This is a genomic window from Acidimicrobiia bacterium, assembly GCA_040880805.1.
Taxonomy (GTDB): domain Bacteria; phylum Actinomycetota; class Acidimicrobiia; order IMCC26256; family DASPTH01; genus DASPTH01.
On sequence record JBBDHW010000007.1, the window covers coordinates 18,463 to 29,262 of the forward strand.

Below are 10,800 nucleotides of genomic sequence, written 5' to 3' on the forward strand. Positions count from 1 at the left end.
CGCGCCATGCGCTACGACGACATTCTCGGCCTCATCGGCAACACGCCGCTCGTCGGCATCCACGAGCTGTCGTCGAACCCAAACGTTCGCATTTTCGCCAAGCTCGAGGGCCAGAACCCCGGCGGCTCGTCGAAGGACCGCATCGCCCTGAAGATGGTGGAGCTCGCGGAGAAGGAAGGTGTGCTCCACGCCGGCGACACGATCCTCGAGCCGTCGTCGGGCAACACCGGTATCGGGCTGGCGCTCGTCGCGCAGCGACGCGGCTACAAGCTGCGCGTGGTGATGCCCGAGAACGTATCGATCGAACGCCGGCAGCTGCTCGAGATCTTCGGTGCCGAGATCGTGGTGTCACCCGGCGACGAGGGCAGCAACGGCGCCATCCGGCTCTCGGCCGAGATCGCCGACGAGAACCCGGAGCTCGTGCGGCTCTTCCAGTACGGCAACCCGGCGAACCCGCTCGCGCACTACGAGGGAACCGGTCCGGAGATCTGGCGCGACTGCCCAGAGGTCGACGTGTTCGTCGCCGGGCTCGGCACCAGCGGCACGCTCATGGGTGTGGGTCGCTTCCTGAAGGAGCAGAAGCCCTCGGTGCAGGTGGTTGCGGTCGAGCCGCCGGCGGGCGAGCTCGTGCAAGGTCTCCGCAACCTCGAGGACGGCTTCGTCCCGCCCATCTTCGACCCCGACGTGCTCGACCGGAAGTTCATCGTGCGCCCACGCGAGTCGATCGAGTGGCTGCGCAAGCTCCTCGACCAGTGCCAGGTCTTCGCAGGTATCTCGTCGGGTGCCGCGGTCGCGGGCGCGGTGAAGGTGGCGGGCGAGATGGACGCGGGCACCATCGTCACGCTGCTGCCCGACGCGGGGTGGAAGTATCTCTCGTCGGGTGCGTGGACCGACGACCTCGACGAGGTCGTGGAGCGCGCCACGTTGATCAACTACTGGTAGGTCACGATGCACACCGACGCCGAGATTGCCCGCGCCGCCGAGGTGCTGCGGGGCGGCGGTCTCGTCGCCTTTCCCACCGAGACGGTCTACGGCCTCGGCGCCGACGCCTCCTCGCCGGCTGCGTTGCGACGGCTCTACGCGGTGAAGCGCCGCCCGCCCGAGCACCCGGTGATCGTCCACCTGGCCTCGGCGGCACAGCTCGCGGACTGGGCGACGGACGTACCCGCCGGCGCGCGCACCCTGGCCGACGCGTGCTGGCCGGGTCCGCTCACCCTCGTGCTCCCGCGTGCGAGTCGCGTGCCCGACGAGGCCACCGGCGGGCTCCCGACCGTCGGCGTGCGAGTGCCCGACCAGCCGGTCGCGCTCGCCTTGCTGCGCGCGTTCGCCGGAGATTCGGGCTCTGGGGGACTGGCGGCGCCGTCCGCCAACCGGTTCGGTTGTGTGAGCCCCACCACCGCGCTCGATGTGCGTGCCGACCTGGGCGACGACGTCGATCTCGTGCTCGACGGCGGACCGTGCCGCGTGGGTGTCGAGTCCACGATCGTCGACTGCACCACGAGCGCACCGGCAATCCTGCGCCTCGGCGGTGTCCCGCGCGAACGCATCGAGGACTTGCTCCATTGCTCGGTTTCGGTTCGGAATGATGGCGCGGTGCGCGCGCCGGGCACCCTCGCGTCGCACTACGCGCCTCGCGCGCGCGTCGTTGTCGTCGACGCCGCCGACCTCACAACGAGAGCCCGCACGGAGCTCAACGAAGGGGAGCGTGTAGGGGTGGTCACGCCGAAGTTGCCCCACGATCTCCCGGTGGATGTGTTGGTCGTCGGCGTGCCCACCGATGCCCACGAGTACGCACATTCGCTGTACCGGATGCTGCGCGACGCCGACGCGAACGAGCTCGACGTGCTCCTCGCAGTGGCGCCGCCCGAGGTGGGGATCGGTGCTGCAGTCGCTGACCGGCTCCGGCGCGCGGGGGGAACCCCGCATGATTGACGACGCGATCGGCGTGTTCGATTCGGGTCTCGGCGGGCTCACGGTGCTGCGCGCGCTCATCGACGTGCTCCCCGACGAACGCGTGATCTACTTCGGCGACACCGGGCGGTTCCCGTACGGACCGAAGCCACAGGAAGACGTGTTGAAGTACGCGCTCGAGATCACCGACCTCCTGCTCGCGCGCGGTGTGAAGGTGGTGGTGGTCGCGTGCAACAGCGCGGCCGCGGCAGCGCTCGACGCGCTCGACGAGCGGCTCGACATTCCCGTGGTGGGCGTGATCGAGCCGGGGATGCGGGCGGCTCTGGAGGCGACCCGCACCGGCCGCATCGGCGTGATCGGCACCGTGGGCACCATCAAGTCCGGGGCATATCAGCAGGCTCTGTCGCAGTGCACGCGGGGGAGCGAGGTCGAGGTGGTACTCACGTGCGCCGCCTGCCCCGGATTCGTGGAATTCGTCGAGGCGGGCGACGTCGATTCCGACCAGGTCCACGTGCTGGCTGAACGGCTGCTTGCACCCCTCCTGGCGGCCCAGGTCGACACCCTGATCCTTGGTTGCACGCATTACCCCCTCCTCGCCCGTACGATCGGCGATGTCATGGGCCGGGATGTGGTGCTGGTGTCGAGCGCCGACGAGACGGCATTCGCCGTCCGGGAATTGCTGACCGAGAAGGGGATGCGGGCTGTGCCGCAGTCGGGTACGAAACAACACCTTTTCCTCACGAGCGGACCGGTCGATACGTTCCGGACGCTGGGCGCCCGATTCCTCGGACCCGAGGTGGAGACGATCGAGCGCTGGCAATGGAGTTGAAGGCGCGATGGAGCTGACGGTCTTGGGGTGCTCGGGCTCGTTCGGCGCGCCCGGAGGGGGAGCGTGCAGCGGCTACCTCCTGGAGTCGGGCGACACTTCGATCTGGATCGACTGCGGGAACGGCACGTTCGGACATCTCCAGGAGCACGTCTCGGTGGAGGACCTCACCGCGGTGGTGCTCACCCACGGTCATCCCGACCACTGCGTCGACATCTACGGGCTGCACGTGCTGTTGCGGTACGGGATCGGGCGCGAGGGGGTCCCGGTGTTCGCGCCGGAGGGACTCGAGCGCTACCTGCTGTCGCTCGTGAGCGACTTCGGCAACACGTTCGAATGGAACGCGGTCGGTGACGGTGACTCCGCGAAGGTTGGCGACATCGCGTTGCGGTTCTCGCGCACCGATCACCCGCCGCCCACGTACGCGGTCGAAGCCCGCGCAAACGGCAAGCGCATGATCTATACCGCCGACACCGGTCCCGAGTGGACGGTCGGCGCGTTCGATCCCGGTGCGGATCTCGTGCTCTCGGAAGCGACGTACCTCCATGCCGATCGGCCGGCGCCGATCCACCTGTCGGCAAAGCAGGCAGGCGAGGCCGCGCGCGAGGCGCGCGCGCAGCGCCTCATCCTCACGCACCTTTGGCCGATGAACGACCGCGAGGACACGGCGAAGGAGGGCGCGGAGGCGTTCGGAGGGCCGGTCACCCTCGCGACGCCGAACCTCGTCACGGAGATCTGAATTGGGGATCCGGCGCGACGACCGTGAGCCCGACGAGCTGCGGGCGGTCACGTTCACGCGCGACTTCACCGAGTTCGCGGCGGGCTCGGTGCTCGTCGAGTTCGGTCGCACCCGAGTGCTGTGCACGGCCTCGGTGGAGGAGCGCATCCCGCCGTGGTTGCGCGGGAAAGGGCGCGGTTGGGTCACCGCGGAGTACTCGATGCTGCCGGGCTCCACGTCGGAACGAAACGAGCGCGAGGCGTCGCGCGGCAAGCTCTCGGGTCGCACGCAGGAGATCCAGCGCCTCATCGGGCGTTCGCTCCGCGCGGTCACCGATCTCGAAATGATGGGCGAGGTCCAGATCACCGTCGACTGCGACGTGCTCCAGGCCGACGGCGGCACGCGCACCGCGTCGATCTGCGGCGGCTACGTCGCCTTGCACGACGCGTGCTCGCGTCTCGTGGAGGCGAAGAAGATGGGTGCGCACCCGGTGACCGACACGTGCGCGGCGATCTCCGTGGGAATCGTCGACGCGCTCGCGTACCTCGATCTCGAATACTCCGAAGACGTGCGCGCCGAGGTCGACATGAACGTGGTGATGACCGGCGCCGGCAGGTTCGTCGAGGTGCAGGGAACGGCCGAGGGGAAGGCGTTCTCACGGACGGAGCTCGACGATCTCATCGGCCTCGCCGAGCAGGGCATCATCGAGATCTTCGGTCTCCAGCGCGAGATGCTGTCGGTCCCCCCGGAGCCGCGCCGCCAATGAAGTTCGGCCAGTGAAGGTCGTGCTCGCGACGGCGAACGCCGGGAAAGCACGCGAGATCGCGGAGGTGTTGCACGAGGCCGGGCTCGACGTCGAGCTCGCGCCCCGCCCCGACGACGTACCCGAGGTCGAGGAGACCGGCACGACGTTCGAGGACAACGCGCGGCTGAAGGCCGTCGCCATCTGCGACGCCACCGGGCTCGCCGCGATCGCAGACGACACCGGGCTCGAAGTCGACGCGCTCGGTGGCGCGCCGGGCGTTCGCTCGGCCCGCTTCGCGGGCGAGAACGCAACCTATGCCGACAACGTGGCCAAGCTGCTCGATGACCTGCGGGATGTGCCGGCCGGTCGTCGGTCGGCGCGCTTCTCCACGGTTGCGCTGGCGCGGCTCCCGGATGGACGCGAGGTGGCGGCGTTCGGCACCGTAGAAGGAAGCATCACGGAGTTGCCCAGAGGGATGGAAGGATTCGGCTACGACCCGGTGTTCGTTCCCGACGAGGGCGACGGCCGGACGTTCGCCGAGATGCCCGAAGGGGAGAAGAACTCCCTCTCGCACCGGGGCCGTGCGTTCCGTACCCTGGCAGACGGCCTTCGAATGGTCGCGGCGTTGGAGAAGCAATAGAGATGGCGGTGATCGACATTGCGGGGTTCGTGGCCGACCTGAAGGACCACGCGGTCGAGCACGGGTTCCACGTGCACGACGAACGCCATTTCGTCGAGAGCTACTCGCTGCGCCAGAACTGGGAGGTCGACCTCCACCCCGAGGAAGGCTGCGAGGGCCCGGTCGACCTCTATCTCTCGCTCGAGATCGACCCGCGGGTGCTCCTCGGGTTCGAAGACGCGGTCATCGAGCGCGCCGACCTCGAAGACCCACCCGACGACTACCACTTCCCGATCAACTTCACGTGGGCGTTGCCGCCGCTCCCTCACGGACCCGACCTGCTCGTGCTTGCCACCGAACTGGCCGCGAGGGGAGGCCCCGATCTGCCGCTCGAGGTGTCGGCCATCGACTCGATCCCCGAGGCCACCGACGCCCCCGAGCGGTCGCTGCGCATCGTTGCCCACCAGTCGGTGTCGCTCCTCAACATCCGCGACGGCGACGCGGTGTCGTGCGAGGTGCTCGACCGCTGCCTCGACGTGAGTCGCTACCTCCTCGAGCAGGCCGGCGACTGGCTCGGCTGACCTGGATCGCGTTCCCATCACCGGATCGGCCAGAATGTCCTGATGCCGATGCGGGTGGACTGCAAGAACTACGAGAGCCGCACCTATGCCAACGGTGAGGTGGTGCGGAAGTGCCGCATCGACCTCGCGCCGGAGGCGCCCTGGCGCTGCCCCGACGATTGCCCCGGTTACGCCCGCCGCATGATGGATGCCGGCTGGCAGGTGGGATCGCTGGAGACGGGCTACGACGTGCCGGAGTCCGAGCCCGAGGGAGACGACGTCGCCGCGCTGCTCGACGCGGCCGAGGAGATCGTGAACTCCGCCGCGCCCGACATCATGCGCGACCTCGGCCCGAAGAAGCGGGGCCGCTTCGGCCGCCGAAAGCGCAAGAGCAAGTAGTGCGAGCGTGAGTGAGTTCGGCAGGTACGGGATGACGAGGCCGCGGGTCGCGGAGCTCCGCGACCTGCTCAATCGGATCCTCGAGTCGTACGATGAGAACATCGAAGGACGTGGCTGACATGGCAGACACCATCACGACGAGCGAACGGTACGTGGTCCATGTCCGCGACCATGGCTCCGTGCTGTTCCCCGCGTTCTCTTTCCCGACGACTGGCGCTGTCGAAGGCTTCGCCGAGTCGACGGACCATCGCCAAGGGCGAAACGCGCGTGTTTGTCTCGGGCTCGGAAGCTGTGCGCTGGCTGCTCGATCCTGACGACGACGCGTAGTGCCCGAAGTCGAGATTCCGCTTCGTTTCAAGAAGAGGCTTGCGCAGAAGTCGACCGAGTCGCAAGGCGCGATTCTTCGTACCGTTCAGCAGCTCGCCGACCACGGCACGCGATACCCCGGATTGCACTGCCACCCCGTGAGGGGATACCGCGGCGTTTGGGAGGCCTACGTCAACGAGGGCGATCGCGTCACGTTCAACATGGCCGGCGGGCGGATCACCATGCGCGTGCACTGCAACCACGACGTGTTGCGCTCGCCGTGACCAATCTGTGACCACCGGGCGCCTCGAAGGTCGGTCGTACAACGCTCTGACCTGCGTGAACCTCGTGCGAGCGGGGAGACTCGAACTCCCACACCTTTCGGTACCAGGACCTAAACCTGGCGCGTCTGCCAGTTCCGCCACGCTCGCGCGGCCCATCCTCGCGAAAGCGTTGCACACCAACCGTATCTTTCGATACCCTAACCATGTGGGCGTCGAACAATGAGTCCCGGGAAGGGATCGCGAGCCGCAGCCGCCACCCTCTCGGTGCGGGTACCGCCCGGTGCAGCGCGAGCGTTGGCGCGCCTCGCCCGCCACGTCGAGCACGCGCTCGACCCGCTCGAGCTGTCCCTGCCGCAGTACCGCGTGCTCTCGCTCCTCGGCGACGGCTCCAGCGCGTCGTCGGCGCTCGCAGGCCGCCTTGCCGTGAGCCCGCCGAGCGTCACCGCGGTCGTCGACGGACTCGTGGCGCGGGGCCTCGTCGAGCGCCACGCTGACGCCGCCGACCGTCGTCGGCTCACGCTCCAGCTCACGCCTGACGGCGCCAAGCTCCTCCGCGCCGCGGAGGCGGCAGTGGACGCGCGCCTCGGTGAGGTCGCGGAATACCTCGAGGACCCGAGCAGCGCGGCGGCGGCGATCGAAGCGCTGCAGCAGTGGAACCACGCGCTCGACGCGTTCCGCGAGGACAAGCGCGCGCAGTGACCGCCGTATCGACGAACGTGTCCACGAACGGACAGAAGACCACCAGTTCGGAATTTGGCAAGTCGGCGTTCGGCGACGACGTCACGTCACCGTTCGTGCCGATCGGCGTCACGCCGCGCTACCCGCCTCCGCGCCGCAACATCGACCCCGATCGCAGCAAGTCGTGGCTCAAGCGCGCGATGCCCATCGTGCTCGCGCACAAGGGCATCTTCATCGCGTCGCTCGTGATCTCGTTCATCGGTCTCATCTTCCAGGTGCAGATCCCCAAAGAGCTCGCGCAGGCGATCGACGACGGCCTCAAGAAGGGCGGCACGCCGCTCGGCCAGTTCGTGATCATCCTCGTGATCCTCGGCTTGCTGCGCTTCGTGTGCAACTACTTCTCGCGCTTGCTCCTGCTGCGCACCGCGTACCGCATCGAGTACGACCTCCGGAACATCGTCTACGAGCACCTCAGCCGCATGTCGTTCTCGTTCTACGACCGTGTGCAGTCGGGTCAGCTCATCTCGCGTGCGAACTCCGACATCCGCGCCGTGCAGATGTACCTGTCGCAGGCGCCGTTCATCCTCGTGCAGTGCAGCGTCGTCGCCCTGGCGTTCGTCGAGATGCTGTCCATCAACGTTCCACTCGCGTTCGTGGCGCTCTCGACGATGCCGTTCGTGTTCATCGCCGGCATCAAGATGCGCCGGGAGATGTTCCCCGTGTCCTGGCTCATCCAGGCGCGTCTCGCCGACGTCGCGACCGTCGTCGACGAGAATATCCAGGGCGTGCGCGTCGTGAAGTCGTTCGCCGCGGAGAACGAGCAGCTCAAGGTCCTCACTGGAAGTGCCAAGCGCGCAGAGTGGGCAAACATCGAGCAGGCCGAGATCCGGTCGCGATTCGCGCCGCTCATCGAGAACCTGCCCCGCCTCGGGCAGGCGCTCGTGCTGCTCTACGGCGGGTACCTCGCCATCAACGGCCAGGCGACGATCGGTGACATCCTCGCGTTCAACGCCTACGTGCTCATGCTCGTGCCGCCGTTCCGTCAGCTCGGCTTCGTGATGATGATGGGACAGCGCGCGGCGGCATCGGCGGGGCGTATCTACGAGGTGCTCGACGAGCAGCCCGACATCGTCGACCATCCGGGCGCGGTCGACCTCGTCGAGTGCCTGGGCGACGTCCACTTCGACCAGGTGAAGTTCGACTATGCCAACGGCACGCCCGTGCTCGAAGGCTTCGAGCTCCGCGTGCGTCCGGGCGAGACGGTCGCGCTCGTCGGGCGAACCGGCACGGGCAAGTCCACCGTCGCGCGTCTGCTCGGGCGCTTCTACGACGTCACCGACGGCGCAGTCCGCATCGACGGTCACGACGTGCGCGAGCTCACCCTGCCGAGCCTGCGTCACCACATCGGGATGGTCCTCGACGACCCCTTCCTCTTCTCGGTGTCGATCCGCGACAACATCGCATACGGGAAACCCGACGCTCCGTTCGAGGACGTCGAAGCCGCTGCGGTCGCGGCCGGCGCCGACGACTTCATCCGTGCGCTACCGGAGGGCTACGACACCGTGGTGGGGGAGCGGGGCTTCACCCTCTCGGGCGGTCAGCGCCAGCGGATCTCGATCGCCCGCACACTCCTCGTGAACCCGCCGATCCTCGTGCTCGACGACGCGACGTCGGCGATCGACGTGCAGATCGAACAGCAGATCCACGCCGCACTCAGCACGCTCATGACCGGCCGGACCACGCTCATCATCGCCCACCGCCTCTCCACCATCAGCCTCGCGGACCGCGTCGCGGTGGTGGAGAACGGACGGGTCATCGCGGAGGGGACCCACACGGAGTTGCTCGCTACCGAGCCTCGCTACGTGGAGATCCTCGCCCAGACCGAGAAGGACGCCGAGGAAGCGAGCACCCGGGATGGGAACGGACAGGTCGACGACGGTCTCCTGATCCTGCACGAGATCGACGTCGACGTCGCCGACAGTCGGCTCCTCGACGAGGGTGGCGACTGATGGCTGGGGGTGCCTGATGGCCTGGGGCGGCGGCGGCGGCATGTTCGGCGGCGGCGGCATGGGGGGTCCGCCGGGCGGGCACGTCGGCAACCCGGGCAGCGGGCTTCCGTTCGCCGGCATCCCGTCGGAACTTCAGGACGGGGTCGAGAAGCTGCTCGCGACCGAGCCCGAGTGGAAGACCCCCGACCCGAAGTTCTCGCACCGGGTGCGGGAGACCGGCGTCACGCTGCGCAGGATGCTCGGCGCGCACAAGCGCATGCTCACGATCTCCATCATCCTCGTGGTCATCGAAGCCGTGATGCTCCAGGCGGGTCCGCTGCTGACCCAGATCGGCATCGACAAGGGCATCAGCGAGTCCGACTGGACTGTGCTGCTCGCCTGCGCGATCGGGTCGATGGTGTGCGTCGTCATCACGATCGTCGCCAGCAGGTACCGGGTGTCGCTCACCGGCAAGTTCTCGTCTCGGATCATGTTCGAGCTGCGCTTGCGGGTGTTCGCACACCTCCAGCGCCTCTCGCTCGACTACTACACCGACGAGAAGGCGGGCGTGATCATGACCCGCATGACGAGCGACATCGAAGCCCTGCAGCAGATGCTCCAGGAGGGTCTGGTGCAGTTCGCGGTGCAGGGTCTCACGATGCTCGTCGTGACAGTGGTCCTGTTCTTCTACAGCGTGACGCTCGCGCTCATCACGCTGCTCCTCATCGTCCCCGCGCTCACCGTACTCTCGTTGTGGTTCCGCAGTGCATCCGACAGGGGTTACAACCGGGTGCGCGACGGTATCGCCGGAGTGCTCAGCGACCTGTCCGAGAGCTTGTCCGGTGTGCGCGTGGTCGTGGGGTTCAACCGCATGCGCCACAACGTGATCAACCACCGCAACGTTGTGGGCGATTATCGCGACGCCAACGATTACACCGCCGGGATCACGGCCACGTACGGTGCCGGCAGCGAGCTGATCGGCCTGCTCGGCCAGGCCGCGTTGCTGATGATCGGCGGCACGATGGTGCAGAACGGCACCCTGTCGGTCGGCGAGTTGGTCGCGTTCCTCCTCTACCTCAACTCGTTCTTCCAGCCGATCCAGCAGCTCGTGCAGCAGTACAACCTGTACCAGCAGGGTCAGGCCGCGATCACGAAGATCAACGAGCTCCTCACCACCACTCCGAGCGTGCAGGAATCGGACAACGCCGAGACGCTCCCGCCGATCAGTGGCGACCTCGTGCTCACCGACGTCACGTTCGGCTACGACCCGAAGATCCCGGTGTTGCGAGATGTCGGCCTGCACATCGCGGCCGGGGAGACGATGTCGTTCGTCGGACCGACCGGTGCCGGAAAGTCCACCATCGCCAAGCTCGTTACCCGGTTCTACGACCCCACCGAGGGCAGCGTCACCATCGACGGTCACGATCTCCGCGACGTCACCATCGAGTCGCTGCGCACGCAGCTCGGGGTCGTTCCCCAGGAGCCGTTCCTCTTCGCGGGCACGATGCGCGACAACGTCAAGTTCGCGCGGCCCGATGCCACCGACGAGGAGATCGCGGAGGCGGTCCGCCGCGTCGGCCTCACCGGGCTCGTCGACCGGTTGCCCGAGGGGCTCGACACCCCGGTCCACGAACGTGGTGTGTCGCTCTCGTCGGGTGAACGGCAGCTCATCGCGCTCGCCCGCGCGTTCCTCGCGGGGCCGCGAGTGCTCGTGCTCGACGAGGCCACCTCCAACCTCGACCTCAAGTCGGAGACGCTCGTGGGGG

General features: G+C 67.8%; 12 protein-coding genes and 1 tRNA gene. 12 read left to right on the forward strand and 1 reads right to left on the reverse strand.

The features are described from left to right. The first annotated feature begins 6 nt into the window (after window positions 1-6). From WD271_01255 to WD271_01295, 9 genes are all read left to right on the forward strand, one after another. Entirely contained in the window at window positions 7-942 is a 936-nt protein-coding gene (locus tag WD271_01255) for a cysteine synthase family protein (protein MEX1006455.1), read from the forward strand. A 6-nt stretch (window positions 943-948) separates the two neighbouring features. Beyond that, on the forward strand, window positions 949-1,932 hold the full coding sequence (locus WD271_01260; protein MEX1006456.1) for an L-threonylcarbamoyladenylate synthase: 984 nt from the start codon (window positions 949-951) through the stop codon (window positions 1,930-1,932). Continuing rightward, window positions 1,925-2,740, forward strand: coding sequence for a glutamate racemase (gene murI / locus WD271_01265; GenBank protein ID MEX1006457.1), 816 nt, complete (start codon window positions 1,925-1,927; stop codon window positions 2,738-2,740). Before WD271_01260 ends, murI begins: the two co-directional genes overlap by 8 nt. A gap of 7 nt (window positions 2,741-2,747) precedes the next feature. Beyond that, window positions 2,748-3,476 (forward strand): MBL fold metallo-hydrolase, encoded by a 729-nt coding sequence (locus WD271_01270; protein ID MEX1006458.1) that lies wholly within the window; start codon window positions 2,748-2,750, stop codon window positions 3,474-3,476. A 7-nt stretch (window positions 3,477-3,483) separates the two neighbouring features. Then, window positions 3,484-4,221: a ribonuclease PH gene (rph, locus tag WD271_01275; GenBank protein ID MEX1006459.1), complete on the forward strand. Its 738-nt coding sequence runs from the start codon at window positions 3,484-3,486 to the stop codon at window positions 4,219-4,221. A 10-nt stretch (window positions 4,222-4,231) separates the two neighbouring features. After that, entirely contained in the window at window positions 4,232-4,840 is a 609-nt protein-coding gene (gene rdgB, locus WD271_01280) for an RdgB/HAM1 family non-canonical purine NTP pyrophosphatase (protein MEX1006460.1), read from the forward strand. A 2-nt stretch (window positions 4,841-4,842) separates the two neighbouring features. Then, entirely contained in the window at window positions 4,843-5,400 is a 558-nt protein-coding gene (locus WD271_01285) for a hypothetical protein (protein MEX1006461.1), read from the forward strand. Between the two features lie 42 nt (window positions 5,401-5,442). Beyond that, window positions 5,443-5,778, forward strand: a complete 336-nt coding sequence (locus WD271_01290; GenBank protein ID MEX1006462.1) for a hypothetical protein — start codon at window positions 5,443-5,445, stop codon at window positions 5,776-5,778. A 464-nt stretch (window positions 5,779-6,242) separates the two neighbouring features. Beyond that, a complete protein-coding gene (locus tag WD271_01295) occupies window positions 6,243-6,368 on the forward strand; it encodes a hypothetical protein (GenBank protein MEX1006463.1) in 126 nt (41 codons plus the stop codon). A gap of 65 nt (window positions 6,369-6,433) precedes the next feature. Here WD271_01295 and WD271_01300 read toward each other — a convergent pair. Beyond that, window positions 6,434-6,515 (reverse strand) — tRNA-Leu (locus tag WD271_01300). 72 nt (window positions 6,516-6,587) lie between these two features. Here WD271_01300 and WD271_01305 point away from each other — a divergent pair. From WD271_01305 to WD271_01315, 3 genes are all read left to right on the forward strand, one after another. Further along, window positions 6,588-7,067, forward strand: a complete 480-nt coding sequence (locus WD271_01305; protein ID MEX1006464.1) for a MarR family transcriptional regulator — start codon at window positions 6,588-6,590, stop codon at window positions 7,065-7,067. Beyond that, window positions 7,064-9,055, forward strand: coding sequence for an ABC transporter ATP-binding protein (locus WD271_01310; protein MEX1006465.1), 1,992 nt, complete (start codon window positions 7,064-7,066; stop codon window positions 9,053-9,055). The genes WD271_01305 and WD271_01310 overlap by 4 nt, the downstream gene beginning before the upstream one ends. Window positions 9,056-9,071: 16 nt before the next feature. After that, on the forward strand, window positions 9,072-10,800 hold a 1,729-nt coding region (locus tag WD271_01315; protein ID MEX1006466.1), incomplete at its 3' end, for an ABC transporter ATP-binding protein.

What these genes read in the sequence shown, in the direction of transcription:
- WD271_01260 (MEX1006456.1), top strand. Translation starts at nt 949, where the DNA reads ATGCACACCGACGCCGAGATTGCCCGCGCCGCCGAGGTGCTGCGGGGC.
- WD271_01270 (MEX1006458.1), top strand. Translation starts at nt 2,748, where the DNA reads ATGGAGCTGACGGTCTTGGGGTGCTCGGGCTCGTTCGGCGCGCCCGGA.
- WD271_01285 (MEX1006461.1), top strand. Translation starts at nt 4,843, where the DNA reads ATGGCGGTGATCGACATTGCGGGGTTCGTGGCCGACCTGAAGGACCAC.
- WD271_01290 (MEX1006462.1), top strand. Translation starts at nt 5,443, where the DNA reads ATGCCGATGCGGGTGGACTGCAAGAACTACGAGAGCCGCACCTATGCC.
- WD271_01305 (MEX1006464.1), top strand. Translation starts at nt 6,588, where the DNA reads ATGAGTCCCGGGAAGGGATCGCGAGCCGCAGCCGCCACCCTCTCGGTG.
- murI (MEX1006457.1), top strand. Translation starts at nt 1,925, where the DNA reads ATGATTGACGACGCGATCGGCGTGTTCGATTCGGGTCTCGGCGGGCTC.
- WD271_01255 (MEX1006455.1), top strand. Translation starts at nt 7, where the DNA reads ATGCGCTACGACGACATTCTCGGCCTCATCGGCAACACGCCGCTCGTC.